Source organism: Streptomyces sp. SudanB5_2050, from assembly GCF_964272335.1.
GTDB lineage: Bacteria > Actinomycetota > Actinomycetes > Streptomycetales > Streptomycetaceae > Streptomyces > Streptomyces rochei.
Genome location: NZ_OZ186760.1, coordinates 2,849,472 through 2,867,827, shown reverse-complemented (window position 1 = coordinate 2,867,827; position 18,356 = coordinate 2,849,472). Strand labels below are relative to the sequence as shown.

Here is an 18,356-nt window from a genome sequence, read left to right as displayed (position 1 = left end):
CCCGCGGCGGGCCGGCCCGGACGGAGGCAGTCTGACCCCGGGCGACCGCGACGGACGCGGTCGCCCGGAGCAGCCGTACGGGACGCACCCGTACGGGAGGGAGGACTCGCGATGAACGAGACGATGATCTGCGCGGTGGGCAACGTGGCGACGCAGCCGGTGTACCGGGAGCTGGCCGGCGGGCCTTCGGCGCGGTTCCGGCTGGCGGTCACCGCGCGCTACTGGGACCGGGAGAAGAGCGCCTGGACGGACGGCCACACCAACTTCTTCACGGTGTGGGCCAACCGGCAGCTCGCCACCAACGCGTCGTCGTCGCTGGCGGTGGGCGACCCCGTGGTGGTGCAGGGCCGGTTGAAGGTGCGCACGGACACGCGCGAGGGGCAGAACTGGACCTCGGCGGACATCGACGCGGTGGCGATCGGCCACGATCTGGCGCGCGGCACGGCCGCGTTCCGGCGCGCGGGCAGGGCGGAGCCGGCGGCGTCCCCGCCGCAGCCGGAGCCCCAATGGGAGACACCGGCGGCGGAACAGGCGGAACCGGCGGAAGGAGCGGCCGGGCAGCGGCCGGAGCCCGCACCCGTGGGATGACGCGGACGTCCCGCCGGCGGTGACCGAAGTACGGCTTATCGACGGAAGCGCCGTGAACGCCCCTGCGTTGATTTGTCGATAAGCCCTGCTCACGCCCCTGTCCGCGATAACGATTCCGATTCGGATCACCGCGGGAACGAGCATCCCCGGCGGGCGCGGTCGGTCATGTCCTTAGGATGCCGAACGAGCCCTGCGGGGCTGCTGATTCTGCTGGTGGGACCGTGCCCCCCACGCCGACGGGTCCTGCTCGAAGGGGAATTTGGTGTTTTCTTCGTTCACTGCGCTGTCCCTGCCCGGCCGAGGAGCCACCCGACTCGCCGCCGCGGCGCTGGTGTCGGCGGTCGCCGCGGCCGGGGTGGTCACCGGTGCCGGCCCGGCCGCGGCCGCGCAGGACGGGGTGTCGCGGGGACAGGGCGGAGCGACGGCGACCATAGGCGGCCTCAAGACGCACGGCACCGCCGTCATCCACGGCGCCGACGGCGACCAGGAGGTGCCGGCCGGCCTGTTCGAGATGTCCGTCGACGGCGGCGGCATGCTGCAGACGTACTGCGTCGACATCCAGAACCCCACCCAGCAGGACGCCAAGTACCGCGAGACGCCGTGGAGCGGCACGTCGCTGGGCACCAACGACGACGCCGGGCGGGTCCGTTGGATCCTGCAGAACTCCTACCCCCAGGTCAACGACCTGGCCGCGCTCGCGAAGAAGGCCGGTGTCCGCGGCGGGCTCACCGAGCAGGACGCGGCGGCCGGCACCCAGGTGGCCATCTGGCGCTACTCGGACGACACCGACGTCGAGGCGACCGACCCCCAGGCGGAGCGGCTCGCCGACTACCTGGAGGAGAAGGCCCGCCACCTCGCGGAGCCCGCCGCGTCGCTCTCCCTGGACCCGCCCGCCGTCTCGGGCCGCCCCGGAGAGCGACTCGGCCCGGTGACGGTACGCACCGACGCGGGCGGCGCGACGGTGACCCCGCCGGTCGACGCCACCGCGGGCGGCGTGCGGATCGTCGACAAGGACGGCGCCCCCGTCACCTCCGTCACCGACGGCACGCAGATCTACTTCGACGTGCCGAAGGACGCGGAACCGGGCACCGCGGGACTGACCGTCCAGGCCTCGACCACCGTGCCGGTCGGCCGGGCCTTCGCCTCCGAGAGCCGCAGCCAGACCCAGATCCTTGCCGGCTCCAGCGAGTCGACGGTCACGGCGACGGCGACCGCCACCTGGGCCGACCAGGGCCCCATACCGGCCCTGTCCGCACGGAAGAACTGCGCCGAGGGCGCCCTCGACATCACCGCCTCCAACAAGGGCGACGAGGACTTCACCTTCGAGCTGCTGGACACCGAGTACACCATCGCGGCGGGCGAGACCCGGACCCTGTCCGTCCCGCTGCCGGAGGACCGGCCCTACGACTTCACCGTCCGCGGCCCGGCCGGCTTCGAGCAGCGCTTCGCCGGCGTCCTCGACTGCCGCACCCGCAGCGCCGCCCTCGCCGACACCACCCACACCCTGACCGAGCCGGCCCCCTCCACCCCGGTCGTCACTCCCGGCCCCAGCACCAACCTCGCCGACACCGGCAGCTCCGGCGTCACCCCCCTGATCGGCGGCACGGCCATAGGCCTGGTCGCCATCGGCGGCACCGTCCTCCTGCTCCTCCGCCGCCGCGAAGAACGCCCCTGACCCAAACCTCCGGAGCCGGCCCGGCGTTAGCCCAGGTCAGGGCCCCGTCGGAAACGCGTTTCCGACGGGGTTGGCGGTGCGGCAAGACGGGTGTTACTCATCGCGAGAGGGCGCAAAGAAGGCGCCTCACCAGCGGCTTCTTTGCCGATGAGAGGCATGTCAGGCGGCCTGGGCCGCCCCTGGGCCGTCGACTGTTGGTGAAGCGTCTCGGCGCCCCAATGAAGGCGGCTCCCCAGCGACGCTTCCCAGGCCGAGGTCGGCGCGCATCACGGTGCGCATCCCCTCCCAACGCTCCCAGAGACGGACGAAGTCTGCTCGTATGTCGTTGAACGACCCATCCGGCTCGGGATTGCCTTCCTCCAGACACATGGTCCGCCGGTAGACGTCAGAGAGCGCCGTCGTCATCCCGTCCAGCTCGACGAGCACCGCAGGTGAGGCGACCATCTGAGCCTCAGCGAAGACGGAGTGGTGGTCGCGTCGAGCCTCCTCGACCAGCTCACGACCATCTGGCGTGACAGCTCCCTTGTGCACATCCCACAGGAAGTTCATGAGATGGGTTCGGTAACGCCGGAAGGACGCGTTGACTTGCATGTAGCCGTCACGGCGACGATTCAGCTCTGCTACTTGCTGCTCACGATGCCACTGAGCCTCGGTCGCCTGCTGTTGGCGCGCGAACTCTTGCGATTGGACGCGAGCCATGTGACGTTGCGAAAGGACAGAGGCAATCAGCGTGCCCGTGACACCAACCACGGCAGCGGCTAAGCCGATGAGTGCGCTACCCATGTGACCCCCTGGCTTGAACAGATACACCAACGGCATCCTGCCCGCAGGATGGTGACTGCGAAGCCCTTGGCGACCTACCGGCTTGAACCTCACTTTGGTGTCCGCAGTAGAGGGCATGTGGGGGGCCAGCCCCTCACCGCGCCAGCCGGTGAGGGGGCGACAGGTTCACGCGATCCGTCTCCTGGACGCCCTGCACGGCAGGCCGGTGCAGTTGTCGACGAGGAGGCGTCGCTGCTCGGCATCCAGAAAGCCGCCCTTGTCACGCACATTCGGCGGACGTACTACTGCGACGACGGCAGGCCCGTGGAGGCAGCGGACATCGTGGTCCCCGCGGCTCACTGCGAGATCGTCTATGAGATTCCGATCAACCGATAGCCACGCCTAGGGTCGCCGTATGGCCGACGATGCTCCGTCCTGTCCCGAGTGCAGGCAGCCCTTGAAGTCGGGCGGTCCTGTGTTGGTCAAGAGAGACGACGACGGCCGGAGGGCTTGCCGATCTCTCTGGCGGTGTGCTGATCGGCATACCTGGTGGCGGTGGGCGGACCGGCCGGAGGAGCCACTGGAAGTCTGCCCGGTTCCGCAGGTGTTCCGTTGACATCCTGCCCTTGCATCGGCGGTGCAGGACCTCGGAGCCCTGAGGTGTGCTCAGCTCGGCGCGACGGTATCGAGCCAACCGGCGAGCACGCGAAAGTCGGTGTCATTGAGGCCCTTGGCCGGCTCGACCTGGTGCAGCAGTGAAGGCCCGGGGTGGCTGGCGTCGACCCATAGGCGGTCCATGGCGCTGATCTCGTCGTCCACCCAGATGAAGGGTCGGCCGGCGGCCCACTCGACCATGGGGCGGGTCTTCCAGTGGAGTCCCCGCGGGGTCCCTTCTGCGTCGGCGTCCGGCCAGTCCAGCACCGGCAGCTTCGGCAGGCCGATGCGCGGGGCGACGACTTCGTTCGCCTCTTCCATCCAGGTCGTCGCCCACACGAGCTGGCAGTGCAGAGCCGTGAGGCGCGCCCCGATTCCGGGGTCGAGTCGGGCCAGCAGCGGGTTCCCTTGATCGACGGTCGTCGAGGGGGCCGCAGCGATCTCCTCCTGATCGGCCGAAGACCCGAACGGGATCAGTGGGCCGTCCACGTCGAGGAAGAGGAGAGGGCGCTCCGATGAGCTGGTCACGGCAGCACCGTAGCCCCGCGCAGCGGGGGAGCGGCACCCTCGGGCCGCCCCTGGGCTGTGCGAGGGCGATCGACGGGGAGCGGCAGTGACAGGTGAGGGTCGGGCGGCATCCAGGAAAGGCCAGGTCAGAGGCCCCGTCGGGAACGCGTTTCCGCGCAGGGGTGGCGGTGCGGCAAGATGGGGTGTTACTTACCGCGAGAGGGCATGAAAAGGCCCCTCACCAGCGGTTTTCTCGCCGATGAGGGGCCGTCTCCGGCAGCCTGGGCCGTCTCTGGGCCGTCGTGAGCGTGACCGGCGGCCCGGTACATCGCGGAGATGGCTTTCCGGGTCCGTGTCTCGCTGGACGGCATCAGATGCGTGTAGACCCGAAGGGTGAACCCAGGGTCGCTGTGACCGAGGTACAGACTCAGGGCCTTGATGCTCTCCCCAGCGTCCAGGAGGACCGAGGCGTAGAAGTGCCGGAGCGCGTGCATGCCGTGTTCGCGAGCGGCGGCGTAGCGCTTGCCCTTCTCGGGGGCCGGGATGATGCCGGCGGAGGCGAGAGCGGGCTTCCAGGACTGGTCGTTGAACGCCTGGCTCCAGATGGCTGCGCCCTTACCGCTGGTGAAGAGGAGCCGGTGAGTGACCTTAGGACCGGTCGGAGTCAGCCAGGGCAGGGTGACGGCCATAGGTGGGAAGGCCGCCATGTGCTCGCGGAGCGCGGTCGACACCTCCGGGTCGAGGGGGACGTCACGGAGCTTGCCTCGCTTGGGCGGGGCGAAGACGAGTGTGCCGCGCACCTTCTTGACCTGCTGGCGGACGTAGAGCCAGCCGAGGCCGCCGATGTTGTCGACGGCCAGACCGAAGATCTCCCCCTGTCGGAGTCCGCATCCGGCGCCCAGGTCAACCATGGCCCGGTACCGGTCGGGCAGGCCAGTCCGCACGCCGAAGACTTGCTCAGCAGACCAGGGATGGACGCGTGACGGCGCGGGACGAGGTGCCTTGACCGATCGGGCCCTGCAGGGGTTCGAGGCCAGGAGACGGTCATCCACGGCCGCATTGAGCACGGAAGACACCGCGTCGAAGATGAGGCGCCGGTACTGGGCAGACGCCACGGCGTCTTCGAGCTGACGGTTCCAATCGCGGATGTGCTCGGGCTGGAACGAGCCGATCGGGCGTGTACCGAGATACGGCAGGGCGTGGAGGCGCAACCTGCCTTCGACGGCGGCCCGGCTCGTGAGGTCGGTTGTAAGGGCGGCGAGCCAGCGGTCCGCGTACTCGCGGAAGGTGACACGGGCAGCCCGCGGGTCGATGTACTGCCCGCGCGCCATGTCGGCTTCGATGTTGGTCAGCCAGGCGTCAGCCAAGCGCTTCTGCTTGTCCGGGAAACTCTTGGACTTCTCGGTGCCGTCGGGGCCGATGTAGCGGGCCCGGTAGCGCATGCCCGATCCGTGGCGGTCGGTCTTGATCCGGCGAGTCTTGCCGTCAGCACCTACCTCGGTGCGATACCAGCGGTCCTGGATGTGGCCGGCCATCAGGCAGCCTCCCCGAGCTGTGAGTCGACCCAGCACCGCACGTCGTTCGGGTCGAAGCGGAGGTGCCGACCGACGCGAAAGCCGCGCGGACCGGTGCGCTTGCGTCGCCACTGGTAGACCGTCTCGACGCTGGGCAGCTCGAACATCTCGACCAGGTCCTCAGGGGTCAGGAACCGGGGCGGCAGCTCTGAGGGCATGGTCAGCACTTCCCTTCGTTGGCGAGTTGGTCGCGCATGGCTTCGCGTGCGGTTTCTCGGTTGAGCTGGAGGTCCCGGGCGATGGTGGCGGCGAGGGCGGATTCACCGGGGGTGTGGCCGTGGCCGGCGTACTGCCAGTCGGTGAGGATGAGGACGGTGTCCGGCTCGCGGTCGTCCAGGGCGAGGGCGGTGTGTTCCTGGGCGGCGCGGTAGTCGGCGCGTGTCTGGCGGAGGGCGCCGAGGGTGGTGGAGTAGCGGCGGGATTTGGAGGAGAAGTGGCCGCGGAAGCCGAGCATGTGGGCCCAGGCCCAGAGGCGCCGGTCCGGGTAGAGGCGGTCCAGGTCGCGGCATGCGGTGATGAGTTGGCGGGTGTGGTCTGGGACGTGGTGGCGGTCGAGTTCGGTGAGTTCGCCGATGCGGCGGTCGAGGGTGCCGGTGTTCTCGGCGGCTTTGGTGGAGTACTTGGCGACGTAGGAGGCGACGGCCTGTTCGGTGATGTCGGAGCCGTCGCCGAATGCCTTGACCGGGCGGACGTCGAGCTGTGTGCCCCAGCGGAAGGACCGGGCCGGTTGGTCCTCGGCGGCCGGGACGGAGACGGAGGTGTAGGAGTGCGCTGCGGCGGCATGGATGGCGTCGGCGAGGAGAGCGACCGTTGCCCAGGCGGGCGGCGGTGTTCCGGGTCCGTCCGGTCCGTCGAGCCGGATCACTGCGTGGAAGTGGAGGGCGCCGCGCTTCTGGAATTCGGCGACCTTGCCGTAGGAGACGCGGACTCGGTCGGCGAGTTCTCGGCGGGTGAGGCCGGCGCGGGCGGCGAGTTCGCGGCGCAGGCGGGTGGTGAAGCGTTGCCAGAGCTGTCCGGCGTGGTTGTTGAACAGAACGGCGCCCGCGTAGTCGTACGTGGTGGGGTCGAGGGCGGTGCCCAGTTCTGGGGCGTCCGGGGCGTGTTGGGTGCCGCAGCGGCAGGTGCCGTGGTCGGGCCGGTTGTGGACCGGGCCGAAGGAGGGGGCTGTGAGCGTGGCGAACACGCGCGGGTGATCCCTCACCGTGGTGGGGACGTCTCGGCGGTCGTCTCCGGCCAGGCCCGCGCGGATGAGGTGGTAGGTGTCGCCCGCGTAGGTCCAGGCGCAGGAGGGGCAGCGGGAGGCGCGGCGGTTGCCGCAGGCGAGGCGGAGGCGTCCGCCGGGCTCTACGGCAGTTGTGTAGTGGTGCAGGGTTTCGCCGGTGGTCTTGTCTTTGTGGAGGGTCCAGCCGGTGAGGTGGATGGGGTCGGAGCAGCCGCCGGTGCGACGGATCTGGTCTTCCCAGCGGGTGTAGTCGGGGGCCGAGGCGACGCGGAGGAGGTCGCGGAGGGTGGTCGGGTCGAGCAGCGGGGCATGCGCGGTCGGGGCGCGGTGCGCCATGCTGGGTGCTTCCTTCCGGTTGTGAGATCGGTTGGGGACGGCGCCCGGGCGGCGGATGCTTGGCGGTATCGAGGCCGCCCGGGGGCCGGTCAGCGTCGCTTGGCGTCGGCGTGGACGAGGGAGCGGATCACCAGGGCGCAGACGGCGACCGAGGCGCCGGTGATAGCGATGGCCAGGAGCAGCGAGACGAGGACGGCGCCGACGACCAGGACGACGGCCGTTCCGCCGCCGACGAGGGCGAGGGCGGTTCCGGGGGTGAGCTGCACCGTGGGCCGGGACGGCGCCGGAGCGACCGGAGCAGGCGGCGGAACCTGCCCGCTCGGCACGACGGCGGTCGGCTCCACGACCGTGGGCGGCGTGAGGTGGCCGGCGGGCGTGGGGTTGGTCGGGATCTTCGGGCGGAGCATCGGTGTTCTCCCTTCGGGTCGTGCTACTTGACGAAGCCGTTGACGACGGGGGCCAGCACGCTGTCGGCGATGAGGAAGCCGCCGAGGAGCAGTACGGCGATGAGCCACCAGGGCGGGCGGATGAGCTTGACGCCGAGGTAGCCGACGGCGAGGAGCGCGAGCCAGAGCGGGACGTCCATCGGGTGGCCTCCTAGCTGACGCGGCAGCGGTGGGTGCGGGCGGCGAGCTGTGCGGCGGACTGGCTGGAGTAGTCGGCGGACCAGCCGCAGCGGTCGTTGGTGCACACGGCGGCATGTTTGATCTGGCCTCGGCGGTCGCGGTGGGTGCCGATCTGCACTGGGCCGATCCGCATGACGGAGTGGAAGAAGTCGCGGGCGGGCATGTCAGCCGGTCTCCTATCGGGTGCGGTCGGGTCAGGTGAGTTGGGCGGCGATGGCGTCGGCGAGGTGAGGCGGGACGCCGAGGCGGGCGCGGAGGGTGTCGGTGTCGATCGGGGCGCCGGTGCGGGCGTGGTGGTCGTCGGCGACTTTGCGAGCGTGGTCGACGAGCGCGGCCGGGACCGGCGCAGCCGTGGGCAGAGCAGGGGCTTCCTCGATCTGCGGGGCGACGGGGGGTTCAGGCGCCGGGCCCGGCTCAGCGGCAGCCGTTTCGGGCGCGGGGTCCGGAGCCGGGACGGAGGGTGCCGGCGGATCCGGGGCGGGGTCCGCGGGCGAGTGGGCGAGGAGGGTTCCGCCCATGAAGGCCAGGGCGGGCCAGGCCGCGACGAGGATGCGCAGCCAAGGCGGGACGTCGCCCAGGTCGAGAAGCCCGGCAGTGGCCACGTTGGCACCGAGCGAGGCGACCAGGGCGATGAGGAACCAGCACCAGGCCAGCCGGGACGGCCCATCGGCACGCAGCCGTCGCCAGGCGGCGACCAGGAGCAGGTCGACCGAGACGGGATAGGCCCAGGCTTTCCAGCCGGTCTGTCCGGCAGCGGCGGCGAGGTCGTGGAGGTGGGCGAAGGACAGCGCCCCGGCGATGACGGCCTGAACGAGTACGGCGTCGATACGGAGAGCGGGGCGGGCCATCACGGCTCCTTCCTGTGATCAGGCATGGCGGGGGTAGGGACCTGGCGCGAAGGACGGTCACGCCGACCGCGGGGAGGGGGTCAGGCAGTGGCGGGGGCCGTCTTGGACAACGGCACGCGAGCCGAAGGCAGCGGAGAGACCGCGGGCCGGAAGGGCGCGAGGGCGGGCAGCTCGGGGGTGCGGTCGGCGTGCTTGTTGCAGACGTTCACGGCCTGGCGCAGCGTGGTGTGCGGGGCGCGGATGCGGTGCCAGCCGCCGGTGGAGTCCCCGGCGATGGCGATGCCGCGTGTCTCGGCGGGAATCTGGATGGCGGCGAGGACGGCGTCCGGGGCGATGTCGCCGAAGGCCATGTTCGCGGACGTCTCGTCGTTGACGCGGTGGGCGGTGCGGCCGGTGAGCTGGGCGCGGAGCATGGTGATGCCCTTGCCGAGTTCGGAGCCGAAGCGCTGCCCGCAGATCTCCAGGTAGACGCCGGCCGCGCGGCCGAGCTGGGCGAGGCGGACCAGGGCGGTGATGATCCGGTCCCGGCGCTTCTCTTCCTCCTTGCTGGCGAAGAGCGCGAGTTCGGCGACCTCGTCGACCAGGACGACGACCGGCACCGGCCGCAGGTCCTCGGGCAGGTCCCAGATGTCGGCGGCGATCTCCGCATCCGGCACGGCGACGCTGATCCGCTGTTCGGCGCGGATGAGTTGATACACGTCCTGCATGTGGGAGACCAGCGCTTCCAGCAGCTCCAGCGCGGTATCCGGGTTGTCGGCGAGCGCGGAGAACCGGCGGGCCAGCGGGAACAGCTCGACCCCTTGCTTGCAGTCGATGCCGACCAGCGCGACGTGGTGCGGGGCGAGCCCGGCGACGAGGTTGCGCTGATAGACGGACTTGCCGGACTCCGTGGCGCCGAGGGTCAGCCCGTGCGGGACGGCGCGGTAGTCGCGGTAGTGCACCGAGCCGTCCTCCCGCAGCGCGACCGGCACGCACATCGGCCGGGTGTCGGTCTTGGCCGGCATCTGCACCCGCTTGAGCACGTCGTAGCCGGTCATCCGGATCTCGACCACACCGGAGCGCAGCTCACGGGAGGTGACGCCGTACATCGCGAAGGAGTGGCGCAGCCGGTCCGAGGCGGCGGCGACGTCGAAGGCGTCCTGTCCCGGCCGGAGTTTGAGCCGGAGGACCAGGCCGGTGTGGGTGGGCCGCAGCCGCAGGATGCGCGGCGCGCGCGATTCCGGTGCCGGGCGGTTGGCTATCCGGGCCAGCATGAGGCGCCAGCGCGAGGGCGGGACCGTCAGGCCGCAGGCCTCCATGACGGAGGCGTAGCGGACCAGGACGCGCACGGCAACGAAGGTGACCCCGAAGGTCATCCAGTACCAGGCGGGACGCCGCCACCGCAGGAGACCCGCAGCGGCGACGACCACCAGCAGTAAGACCGTCGGCCACGTCATGGCTCAGGCCGCCTTCGAGCCCGTGCCCGTGGTGGCCAGCGAGGTGACGGCGACCGCGCGGAAGGCGATGCCGTGCCGCTTCTGACCGTTGAACTCGTTCTCCCACGGCCGGGCGACCAGCCCCGTGAGCGCGGCCGGGGTGCCCATGGTCAGGTCACCGGAGATGCCGGTCTCCGGGACGGTGACGGACAGGATCTCGACTTCGTCGTTGGCCGCGAACATCACGTCCACGGTCATCAGCTTCGCGCCGGTCTCGGCGTCGGTGGCGATCTCGCCGGTACGGCGGTCACGCACCTTGGGCTGCGGGGTCTTGGCGACCATCACGGTCGCGGCGGAGGTGTCGACGGGGATCTGACGCACAGCAGAACACTCCTCTATACGTGCTGGACTCCGTCACTCATGTACATGAGTGACATGAAGAAGAATGCAATCACTCCTGTACATGAGTCAACCCGCCGCGACATCGAAGTCACGACGGGTTGCAAGAAGTTGAGCGAGCGTCAGTCGGCGGCAGGGATCCGATACTCGAAAACGAACTGGTCAGCCGCCATGAGCGTGTCGCAGACCTCCACCACGACCCCGGCCGTCGTACGGGCCTCACGGATCAGGTGAACCACCGGCGCACCCGGACTCAACGCCAACTCGGAGGCTTCCGCCTTCGAGGCCGGCCGCGCTTGCAGCGTCTCGACAAACTCCGCGAACTCATGCCCGTGGTCTTCGAGTCGGGCGTAGATGCCACCGCCGCCGGGGTTCTCGGCGAACAGCTCCGGGATGTCCTTCACGACGTCCCACGGGAGGTAGGAGGAGGCCGTCTCGACCGGGGTGCCGTTGCGGAAGTAGAGACGCCGCCGGGCAAGCACCTGAGTACCGGCGGGGACGCCGAGCCGCTGAGCGGCATCCGCGGGGGCCTCCATGGGCCCGATGTAGAGGACGCTCACCTTGGCCGTGGCGCCGGACTGCGCGGACTCCGCGAGGTAAGCGGCCTTGCCGCCCTGGCGGAGCGAACGCCGGAAACGGTCGGAGGAACGGTGCCGCACCGGCGGCCGGTCCTTCACGATCGAACCCTTGCCGTGCCGGGTCTCGACGAGCCCGCTTGCCCGCACCTCGACCATGGCCTTGCGGATCGTGCCGCCGGACACGCCGTAGCGGTCCACCAGCTCCGATTCACTCGGCACCATGTCACCGGGCTTGAGCACACCCGCCCGGATCTGCTGCACGATCTCGTCCGCGATCTGCACGTACCGAGGCCCGGACCTGCCCCCCTCTACCGCAGTTCCCATAGTTCTTCTCTGCCTCCTATGCTCCTGTACATGAGTCAACCACAGGAAGCAACGTCGACGCCCCTGCACTCCGTATCCGTAGCCGGAGTCGTCGTGCGCGAAGACGGCCGCCTCCTGGCGATCCGCCGGGCCGACAATGGAACCTGGGAACTCCCCGGCGGCGTACTCGAACTCGACGAGACCCCCGAGGCCGGCGTCGCCCGAGAGGTCCTGGAGGAGACAGGCATCCACGTCGAGGTCGACGAACTCACCGGCGTCTACAAGAACACCACCCGCGGCATCGTCGCCCTGGTCTTCCGCTGCAAGCCCTCCGGCGGCACCGAACGCACCTCAATCGAATCAACAGCCGTCTCCTGGCTCACACCCGACGAGGTCAGCGACCGCATGGCCGAGGTCTACGCCATCAGACTCCTGGACGCCCTAGACGGGGCTGGCCCCCACGTACGAAGCCACGACGGCAAGCACCTCATCCCAGCGGGATAAGACTTTCCCTACTTCATCAAGGCCCGCGCACGGCGCGGGCGCGCGCCGCCTCTGCGGCGCGGCCTGCCTCCTGTCTTCGCCCCGGCTGGCCGCGCCCGGCGGCGCGCTGCGTGCAAGCGGGCAAGCGGGCAAGGGCGGGACGTCATCCGCTGGCACAAGATGACGCCTCCGGCGGGGGATCGGCCGGCACCGGGATGGAGGGGGCGCCGTCGCCGGCCGCGGGCCCGTAGTGGCGTGCGCGGGGGGGCTCCCATCCCGTCCGCCGTCGACCCAGGCAGAGCCGAGCGGGCGTGGCCCATGGCGTCCAGGTCGTTCGTACAGTGGCGCGCTCCACCTGGACGCCATGGGCCACGCCCGCTCCACGGTGTGTGGGTCGACGGCGGACGGGATGGGAGCTGAGGAGGGTGGTGGGTTGAGCGGGTTCTGTAAGAGCTCGTTGGATCAGGCTCCTCCAATGGCAGTGCGCAACGGTGAAGCTTCAACCATAATGTGCAGGGAGGGTGACTGGCACGCTGGCATACGGGGGGAAAGTTGGCGAAGCAGGGCCGCAGGCCACTGCCGAAGAGGCTGGCCAACCATAAGTGGGTGGGAAAGAACCTAATCCCGCCCATGCTCCAGCACGGGGCTATTCTGACTGACTGGGCTCGAGACGATTTTCCCGATCTTTTGTGGATAGCCTTGGTGGTGGAGCAAGAGGGTGACGAGGGTGCACGCCTGATTTCTGCTCTACAGCACGATTGGCTTGAGGAGACCCGTGGAGCGGACTACTCAGTCGAATTGGATGGCAGGCTATCTTCTCTAGAGAAGATGCCAACGGCTGCGCGGAGCGATTTCCTGCATCTTCTTTCACGTCATGATAGTGAGAGGCTAGTCCCGCACGCTCTACGTACGATTGCCGCATGGTATCCGGAGATGCCAGGCCGGTGGGCCTTTGCCGAGATCGGTGCGCCGAGTGCCGGTGACATGGATGAGATGCTCGACGCGCTTGTCCGGACTCTGGCCCTATGTCTTCAGCGGCGAGGGAAGGCACTAACGGTGACAGCGCCTCTAGGCTGGCTATTGATCAATGGGAGACTGCACCTGCAAGAGAGTCAGGTTTCGACTCTTGCCTCGTACCCGGTTGACCCCAACACGCGGTCGATGGCTGAGGCAATGCTCACTTCAATGTATGGCGCCACTAAAGCTCTCGCAGTGGGTACGGAGGATGCGCCTCGCGCTGAAGGTGACTGGCCTGCCCGCTTCTGGAATGCGAACTGGGAACTCACGCCATGCATGAGTCAGGATAGCCCGCCGGCCGTCATGGAGGATGCCGACGTCGCATCCGCGCAGGGGGCCGCGATTGAGCAGCTGAATGACCTGTGGAATGAATTCATGGGTATCGCCTTCTCGGGTGGGGTGGACTTGTATCGGCCTGCTCGACATGAAGTTGTGTGCGCGTTGGCGGTGAGGTGCATTCGAGCCGTTTATGCCATGGTGCAAAGCCCGTTGATGTGGGGCGGCGAACATGGTGCGGCGGTGCTTCGGTCGCTAGTCGAAACAGAAATCCTTGTCACTTGGCTGCATTACAAGAACGACCTCGAACTGTATGAGAAGTTCATATTGTATGGACAGGGGAAGCAAAAGCTGATGCGAGCCCACGTTGAGGAGGCGATGGGCGAGTCGGGTGACTCGGAAAACTCAAAGCTGTCAGATCTGGCGTCATTTCTGGATTCACGGCTAGGTGGGGCTAGCGCGGAAATGTTCATGGAGGTGAGTGTTCATCCCTCCTTCGCTGGAGGGTCGGTGAACACGCGGTCGATGGCGGAAGAAGTTGGAATGCAGGATCTCTACAGTCGCTTCTTTCAGCCTCTAAGCGCGTCAGTACATGGAGAGTGGTCGGCGCTCGACAACTACGTTGTGGACAGGTGCGTTAATCCATTGCATCGATTCCATAGAATTCCAGTGCAGTATCTAACGCCAATACTGGGGCAAGAAACTCTTGCTGGCGCTATCGGTGGTTTGAGGCGTGTGCTCGATGCCGCTAAGGAATCGCTGTCGGGAGGTGCAAACGCTGATGAGCCTTAGTGACTCGTCACAGCCGACGTGCCAGTTCCATCTCGGGCCGTCTGCGGGCCGTCCGAGGCGGGTCGATGGCGACAGGTGGCAACCACCATCGACAGTCGTCCAGCCCGGCAGCCCCAGGTCACCCAAGTGGATCTGAAGCCCGGAGCTTAGTTATTCGCTCGCATCGGCTGCCGCTAGAAGTTCCTGGATAAGTTCTTCTTCCGTAGGAATCTGCTGCCGATCAAGCATAGCCCGCAGGGTCTGCGTCAGAATGCTCCAGGCTTCCATCCACGGATCGACACCCTCTCTGGATTTCAGCTCACCGCCATGAGCTACCTTGGACCGATCTCCGTAAGACTTCTTAGCCCTCTGGAAGAACTCCCTACGATCCCCCAGCGGGGACTGGAGTTGAGCAAGGTACAGAGCAAGGCGGAAACTTACCTCGGATTGCACTTTAGGAAAGATAGATTCGAGACCAGTCCAGACATGCAAAAGTGACTGGCCAGTATCGGCAACAACCGGGCTGGACATCAGGACTCGTTCCAGGAAGCGACAGACGGAATACCTGCTCCGGAGAATGTTCCAACGATCAACATCGCCAACCGCCTGGGCGAGCAGGTCAGGCGTGACTGTGCGAGCGAGCCCTTCTTTACGGAAGGCAGCCCCCGATGCGTAAGGAGCCGGCCACACTTCTACGCAGGCCGTGGCACTAGTGATCCCGGTGCGCATCCCCTCAGGAAGCAACTCAAGTCCATGACTAGACCTCCGTGAGCAGATTCCTGCGTAGTCATTGATGGAATAACTAGATAGAAGCTGCACGGAGAATGGGTGGAAGCCTCGAGCGTACATCGCCACATGGAAAGCAAGCATCTTATCCCGCACATCATCGGTAGATGACGCAGATATCGCGAGTTCCATGTTGCAGCTCTTGAGGAGCATATCTCCCGCAGTATATGAGATATGCAGCTTGTGTTTGCTCTGCAGTTCCGCCCAATCGAAGATGTTAACGTCCCATTTTCGCGCTATAAAGGCATAGTCGCCAACCCGGACGGGCTCATCGAGGTCGCGCGGAATCAGCCCCGAGAGCGGTGCGTAGTACCTACCCACATACAGCCCTTTCCCCCATGTGCATCGATGCATTATGCGTCAGCTCAGGGACTCATGTCCGCTGGTTTCCCGTAACGAGGCTGGGTACGCGCGGGCGCCCATGCACGGCCTGGCACGTCCGCCCCAACCATGCACTGACACCGCCGGGCCGGGCTTGGACCGCACTCCTAATGCGGGGGTCACGACAGAAGGCCGAGCAACGCAGAGAGCCCTGCTGCTCAACTACAGCAGCAGGGCTCGACCCGTCACGGTGGCGCACGACCCGTGCGTCTAGGAGTCACCGGCGCCTCCGCTCAAACACCCGCAAGATGCGTTCGGAGAGGAGACGTGCGTCTCGCCTTCGCGCGGGCCTGCGCGACCACACAGCTGGCAGGAAGATCGCAGCTAGCACGATCAGTGGCAGGCTCAGAAGGGAGACGGTGATCCACCAGGGAGCGGCTACGATCGACGCTGATGCAGTTCCTGCGCCCAGCGTGATCAGCAGCCCGCGGGTCACGGGCCGGGGGTGCTGGCCATCGCACATAGTCCTTTCGGTCAGACCGGAGTTGGCGGTCTCCAGTTCGGGGCGGTCATGGCTCCACGCCGTGGCGGGGCGACGCGAGTGGAGAGGCCAGGGACCCATAGTCATGTCTGCGAGTTCCGGACGACGGCTTGGCCTCGCCCCCGGCCGGTAACTCGTTTCTGGACATGCCGTTTGGTATAGGCACTTCCAATGCAAAATCCTGCGCGATGGCTCAAGACGAGTAGGCCAGGTCTTGCCAGCTGTTACAGAGTTGTGAAGCCTCAACGAGGCAGATTCCTACGCTGGCACCTAGCGGGGCGACGGTCTCGTGACGTGAGCGTCGTTATGTGCTGTGTCCGAGAGGTTGCACCACAACCGCACCAGATCGAGCGGGGAACAGCGGGGGCTCACGGTGAGAGCCGCCGAGTCCAGTGAGCTAGTCGTCCGCCGTTCGCCCAGGTCAGCGGCCGGCCAGCCCAGAGTGATCGCAGCTTCCCAAGCTGAGGGCTCACGGTCAAAAGCCCACAGCCTCTGAACTGCATCAGAGCCGTGGGCTTCGTCAGGACCACTTTAGGGGCGGGGTTCGTCGACCGCCAGGAGGTGACCGCGGCTGGTCGCGACGCGGAGTACGTCTCGGAGTGCCCCGCTCAGCTCTTTCGCCAAGCGCCGCATCTCGTCAAGGGCCACATCCCGGTCGTTGAGGGTTTCTGATGCTTCCTCCAGTAGCTCTGCCGCCGTGCCGAGCTGAACCGCCTCGACGTTGTCCGCCAGGCGTGACATGTAGCCGCCTCGTTCATCGGTGCTCAGGTAGCAGGGCTTGCCTTCCGGGCCCGACCACGGGAGGAGTCGCAGTTCGTTCGGTGCTGTCATCCCTTGCTCTGCCTTTCGTCGATTTAGTGGTGGGTGGTGAACACGGCGTCGACTCTATCCCCCGGGAAGGCCAGAAGCGTGGCTTCGACGACGCGGCCCGTGGAGTCGGTGGCGATGCGAGTGATGGAGAGGACGACGGACGCGATGCCGATCCGGAGGACCGATGCTTCGTCCGGTGTCGGGAGGCGAGCACTCACCGTCTCTCGGACAGCAGTGGGAGGTGGGCCGAGGAAGGCGAACCTTGTGGCCGCCTCTCTGCACGTGGAGGCGTCGTCGAGCGCTCCGGGCGGGACCAAGTCATGCGGCATGTAGACGCGGGCTAGGCCGTGCGGTGACTCCCCTCCGCGACTGAGGCAGGTGAACTCCACGACGGGGCTGCCCGTAGGCACCTTTAGCAATGTCGCCAGGTGTGCTTGGGCCTGAACTGCGGTGTTGCGGATGGTGACGCGCGAGTCCGGCTCGGCGGCGGTCCACGGGTCCAGGGTGCCCCAACCGCCGATGTACATGATCTTGCGGGGAGGGCGGCGGACGAAGTTGCCTTTGCCGTGGATCTTCTCGATGAGGCCTTCTCTCTGGAGCACGGCGAGTGCTCTTCGCAGCGTCACCGTGCTGACCCTGTATCGGTCGGCGAGGGCAGCCTCGGACGGTAGGCGTTCGCTCGGAAGGATGCGGTCGGCCGTGATCTGCTGCCGGAGGTCATCGGCGATGTCGAGGTGGCGTGAGCGCATGGAGCCGGTCACCGCCTTCTCAGCATTCGCACGGCGACGAGTCGGGTGCGCGCATGTATGGTCAACAGTTCGCCCGACTCGAAGACCAGTTGCTTCGCTCCCTGGGGGAGTTGGAAGAGGTCTCTCACCCGGAAGGCATGGCCGCCGAGTTGGATGATGTCGCCGCGCTGCACGGTGGTCGCGGTGACCTCGACGTTGGAGACCAGCGCGCCGCCGGGGGTATAAGCCGTCACCGAGTCACCTCCAAGGACGCGGACGGGTTAACGCCCGAGTGGCACGGGCAATCGCACGTCTCGCAGATCACCGGGATGTCGGACGGGGCCGGCGTCGGGGAGGCGTGGGTGCAGACGTGGTGCGTGCCGATCCGGCATGCAGTCGAGCGGTAGGGGATGGACGCGGCGTCTGCGATGTGCGGCTGTCGACGAGGCGGCATCAGTAAGCCCCTGTCAGCGATGACCAGGCGTCCGCCGAGAGGTGAGGGACGATGACCATCGCACGTGTTCGGACGCGTGCTTCCGTCGCCAGGACGTACGGGCGGACCAGGGCCACGTCCTCTCCTCTGAGCAGGTTTCGGTGAGTTGCCGCGTCGTCGGCTGCACGGCCCGAGACCGGGGCCGACGTGTCATCGGGCCTACGGGAGACGGGAATAGGCGGAGGAGGAAAGGCGGGCACTAACGGCTGGCGGTGCCTGCCCCTTGGAGAGTTGCGCACCCTGGTGAGAGAGAAGGCGCGGCGGATACGGTTGATCACGCTGTTCAGCTCCTATCGCTGATGGCTCGGTCCCCCGACATCACCCGTCGTGGGGGCCGCTTTGCGTACGACCGCCCATAAGGTGCGGTCGTTCAAGCTGGTGGCGAGGAGCCCGAATCGGTCGGCCTCAGCCACCACGTCCAGGACCTCCCGCCATGACTCGGCGGAGAGCGTGTCCGGCACCTCCGCTTCCACCGATGTGTGCTGGTGCTGTTCCTCCACTCGCGTGGAAAGCCCGAGGGCGGACAGCCGGGCGGCGATGGCCGCCGCGCTAACTCCCGAAGCGGGCACAGGGCAGCCTCCGTCATCCAGCGATCACTTTGAGTGAAGCTAGTTAACTAGATTAGAGCTAGTGGACTAGATTT

At 67.5% G+C, this 18,356-nt stretch carries 21 protein-coding genes and 1 pseudogene; 5 read left to right on the top strand and 17 right to left on the bottom strand.

Features of this window, described 5'->3' with window-relative positions; genetic code table 11:
• The first annotated feature begins 111 nt into the window (after positions 1 to 111).
• Both ACFZP7_RS12770 and ACFZP7_RS12765 read left to right on the top strand, forming a co-directional pair.
• A complete protein-coding gene (locus tag ACFZP7_RS12770) occupies positions 112 to 588 on the top strand; it encodes a single-stranded DNA-binding protein (RefSeq protein ID WP_210952189.1) in 477 nt (158 codons plus the stop codon).
• Between the two features lie 262 nt (positions 589 to 850).
• The gene (locus ACFZP7_RS12765) at positions 851 to 2,263 is read left to right on the top strand and encodes a Cys-Gln thioester bond-forming surface protein (RefSeq protein WP_127440332.1); all 1,413 of its coding nucleotides are present in this window, start codon (positions 851 to 853) and stop codon (positions 2,261 to 2,263) included.
• Positions 2,264 to 2,422: 159 nt separating this feature from the next.
• Here the strand turns inward: ACFZP7_RS12765 and ACFZP7_RS12760 are convergent, their stop codons facing one another.
• Positions 2,423 to 3,046, bottom strand: coding sequence for a hypothetical protein (locus ACFZP7_RS12760; protein ID WP_385634451.1), 624 nt, complete (start codon positions 3,044 to 3,046; stop codon positions 2,423 to 2,425).
• A gap of 195 nt (positions 3,047 to 3,241) precedes the next feature.
• Here ACFZP7_RS12760 and ACFZP7_RS12755 point away from each other — a divergent pair.
• Positions 3,242 to 3,421: pseudogene (locus tag ACFZP7_RS12755) on the top strand (UTRA domain-containing protein); the annotation flags it as partial.
• Between the two features lie 270 nt (positions 3,422 to 3,691).
• Here the strand turns inward: ACFZP7_RS12755 and ACFZP7_RS12750 are convergent.
• The 11 genes from ACFZP7_RS12750 to ACFZP7_RS12700 form a co-directional block, all read right to left on the bottom strand.
• Complete coding sequence (locus ACFZP7_RS12750; protein WP_385634450.1) at positions 3,692 to 4,207, bottom strand: HAD domain-containing protein; 516 nt, start codon at positions 4,205 to 4,207, stop codon at positions 3,692 to 3,694.
• Positions 4,208 to 4,392: 185 nt separating this feature from the next.
• On the bottom strand, positions 4,393 to 5,721 hold the full coding sequence (locus tag ACFZP7_RS12745; protein WP_385634449.1) for a tyrosine-type recombinase/integrase: 1,329 nt from the start codon (positions 5,719 to 5,721) through the stop codon (positions 4,393 to 4,395).
• Entirely contained in the window at positions 5,721 to 5,918 is a 198-nt protein-coding gene (locus ACFZP7_RS12740) for a helix-turn-helix domain-containing protein (RefSeq protein ID WP_362095023.1), read from the bottom strand. Before ACFZP7_RS12740 ends, ACFZP7_RS12745 begins: the two co-directional genes overlap by 1 nt.
• 2 nt (positions 5,919 to 5,920) lie before the next feature.
• Positions 5,921 to 7,318 (bottom strand): replication initiator protein RepSA, encoded by a 1,398-nt coding sequence (gene repSA / locus ACFZP7_RS12735; protein ID WP_385634448.1) that lies wholly within the window; start codon positions 7,316 to 7,318, stop codon positions 5,921 to 5,923.
• An 89-nt stretch (positions 7,319 to 7,407) separates the two neighbouring features.
• Entirely contained in the window at positions 7,408 to 7,725 is a 318-nt protein-coding gene (locus ACFZP7_RS12730) for a SpdD-like protein (protein ID WP_385634447.1), read from the bottom strand.
• A 23-nt stretch (positions 7,726 to 7,748) separates the two neighbouring features.
• The gene (locus tag ACFZP7_RS12725; protein WP_003950175.1) at positions 7,749 to 7,904 is read right to left on the bottom strand and encodes a hypothetical protein; all 156 of its coding nucleotides are present in this window, start codon (positions 7,902 to 7,904) and stop codon (positions 7,749 to 7,751) included.
• 11 nt (positions 7,905 to 7,915) lie between these two features.
• Positions 7,916 to 8,107, bottom strand: coding sequence for a mobile element transfer protein (locus ACFZP7_RS12720; protein WP_216724658.1), 192 nt, complete (start codon positions 8,105 to 8,107; stop codon positions 7,916 to 7,918).
• A 31-nt stretch (positions 8,108 to 8,138) separates the two neighbouring features.
• Complete coding sequence (locus ACFZP7_RS12715; protein ID WP_385634446.1) at positions 8,139 to 8,792, bottom strand: DUF2637 domain-containing protein; 654 nt, start codon at positions 8,790 to 8,792, stop codon at positions 8,139 to 8,141.
• 80 nt (positions 8,793 to 8,872) lie between these two features.
• On the bottom strand, positions 8,873 to 10,228 hold the full coding sequence (locus ACFZP7_RS12710) for an FtsK/SpoIIIE domain-containing protein (protein ID WP_385634445.1): 1,356 nt from the start codon (positions 10,226 to 10,228) through the stop codon (positions 8,873 to 8,875).
• A 3-nt stretch (positions 10,229 to 10,231) separates the two neighbouring features.
• On the bottom strand, positions 10,232 to 10,588 hold the full coding sequence (locus ACFZP7_RS12705; protein ID WP_003950171.1) for a hypothetical protein: 357 nt from the start codon (positions 10,586 to 10,588) through the stop codon (positions 10,232 to 10,234).
• A gap of 140 nt (positions 10,589 to 10,728) precedes the next feature.
• On the bottom strand, positions 10,729 to 11,508 hold the full coding sequence (locus ACFZP7_RS12700; protein WP_007388785.1) for a GntR family transcriptional regulator: 780 nt from the start codon (positions 11,506 to 11,508) through the stop codon (positions 10,729 to 10,731).
• An 18-nt stretch (positions 11,509 to 11,526) separates the two neighbouring features.
• Between ACFZP7_RS12700 and ACFZP7_RS12695 the strand changes: the two genes are divergently transcribed.
• Positions 11,527 to 11,991 carry an NUDIX hydrolase gene (locus ACFZP7_RS12695; RefSeq protein WP_385634444.1) on the top strand — a complete coding sequence of 155 codons (465 nt, stop codon included), beginning with the start codon at positions 11,527 to 11,529 and terminating at the stop codon, positions 11,989 to 11,991.
• 1,140 nt (positions 11,992 to 13,131) lie between these two features.
• Complete coding sequence (locus ACFZP7_RS12690) at positions 13,132 to 14,055, top strand: DUF5677 domain-containing protein (protein WP_385634443.1); 924 nt, start codon at positions 13,132 to 13,134, stop codon at positions 14,053 to 14,055.
• A gap of 150 nt (positions 14,056 to 14,205) precedes the next feature.
• On the opposite strand, the gene ACFZP7_RS12685 is transcribed toward ACFZP7_RS12690, so the two are convergent.
• The 5 genes from ACFZP7_RS12685 to ACFZP7_RS12665 form a co-directional block, all read right to left on the bottom strand.
• Entirely contained in the window at positions 14,206 to 15,141 is a 936-nt protein-coding gene (locus ACFZP7_RS12685) for a hypothetical protein (protein WP_385634442.1), read from the bottom strand.
• A 1,072-nt stretch (positions 15,142 to 16,213) separates the two neighbouring features.
• Positions 16,214 to 16,513 carry a hypothetical protein gene (locus tag ACFZP7_RS12680; RefSeq protein ID WP_385634441.1) on the bottom strand — a complete coding sequence of 100 codons (300 nt, stop codon included), beginning with the start codon at positions 16,511 to 16,513 and terminating at the stop codon, positions 16,214 to 16,216.
• 23 nt (positions 16,514 to 16,536) lie between these two features.
• Positions 16,537 to 17,241 (bottom strand): GntR family transcriptional regulator, encoded by a 705-nt coding sequence (locus ACFZP7_RS12675; RefSeq protein WP_385638425.1) that lies wholly within the window; start codon positions 17,239 to 17,241, stop codon positions 16,537 to 16,539.
• 8 nt (positions 17,242 to 17,249) lie between these two features.
• A complete protein-coding gene (locus ACFZP7_RS12670) occupies positions 17,250 to 17,474 on the bottom strand; it encodes a hypothetical protein (protein WP_385634440.1) in 225 nt (74 codons plus the stop codon).
• A 529-nt stretch (positions 17,475 to 18,003) separates the two neighbouring features.
• Positions 18,004 to 18,282 carry a hypothetical protein gene (locus tag ACFZP7_RS12665; protein ID WP_224310317.1) on the bottom strand — a complete coding sequence of 93 codons (279 nt, stop codon included), beginning with the start codon at positions 18,280 to 18,282 and terminating at the stop codon, positions 18,004 to 18,006.
• Between the last annotated feature and the right edge of the window lie 74 nt (positions 18,283 to 18,356).

What these genes read in the sequence shown, in the direction of transcription:
- ACFZP7_RS12770 (WP_210952189.1), top strand. Translation starts at nt 112, where the DNA reads ATGAACGAGACGATGATCTGCGCGGTGGGCAACGTGGCGACGCAGCCG.
- ACFZP7_RS12760 (WP_385634451.1), bottom strand. Translation starts at nt 3,046, where the DNA reads ATGGGTAGCGCACTCATCGGCTTAGCCGCTGCCGTGGTTGGTGTCACG.
- ACFZP7_RS12745 (WP_385634449.1), bottom strand. Translation starts at nt 5,721, where the DNA reads ATGGCCGGCCACATCCAGGACCGCTGGTATCGCACCGAGGTAGGTGCT.
- ACFZP7_RS12740 (WP_362095023.1), bottom strand. Translation starts at nt 5,918, where the DNA reads ATGCCCTCAGAGCTGCCGCCCCGGTTCCTGACCCCTGAGGACCTGGTC.
- repSA (WP_385634448.1), bottom strand. Translation starts at nt 7,318, where the DNA reads ATGGCGCACCGCGCCCCGACCGCGCATGCCCCGCTGCTCGACCCGACC.
- ACFZP7_RS12730 (WP_385634447.1), bottom strand. Translation starts at nt 7,725, where the DNA reads ATGCTCCGCCCGAAGATCCCGACCAACCCCACGCCCGCCGGCCACCTC.
- ACFZP7_RS12725 (WP_003950175.1), bottom strand. Translation starts at nt 7,904, where the DNA reads ATGGACGTCCCGCTCTGGCTCGCGCTCCTCGCCGTCGGCTACCTCGGC.
- ACFZP7_RS12720 (WP_216724658.1), bottom strand. Translation starts at nt 8,107, where the DNA reads ATGCCCGCCCGCGACTTCTTCCACTCCGTCATGCGGATCGGCCCAGTG.
- ACFZP7_RS12715 (WP_385634446.1), bottom strand. Translation starts at nt 8,792, where the DNA reads ATGGCCCGCCCCGCTCTCCGTATCGACGCCGTACTCGTTCAGGCCGTC.
- ACFZP7_RS12710 (WP_385634445.1), bottom strand. Translation starts at nt 10,228, where the DNA reads ATGACGTGGCCGACGGTCTTACTGCTGGTGGTCGTCGCCGCTGCGGGT.
- ACFZP7_RS12700 (WP_007388785.1), bottom strand. Translation starts at nt 11,508, where the DNA reads ATGGGAACTGCGGTAGAGGGGGGCAGGTCCGGGCCTCGGTACGTGCAG.
- ACFZP7_RS12695 (WP_385634444.1), top strand. Translation starts at nt 11,527, where the DNA reads ATGCTCCTGTACATGAGTCAACCACAGGAAGCAACGTCGACGCCCCTG.
- ACFZP7_RS12690 (WP_385634443.1), top strand. Translation starts at nt 13,132, where the DNA reads ATGGCTGAGGCAATGCTCACTTCAATGTATGGCGCCACTAAAGCTCTC.
- ACFZP7_RS12680 (WP_385634441.1), bottom strand. Translation starts at nt 16,513, where the DNA reads ATGACAGCACCGAACGAACTGCGACTCCTCCCGTGGTCGGGCCCGGAA.
- ACFZP7_RS12675 (WP_385638425.1), bottom strand. Translation starts at nt 17,241, where the DNA reads ATGCGCTCACGCCACCTCGACATCGCCGATGACCTCCGGCAGCAGATC.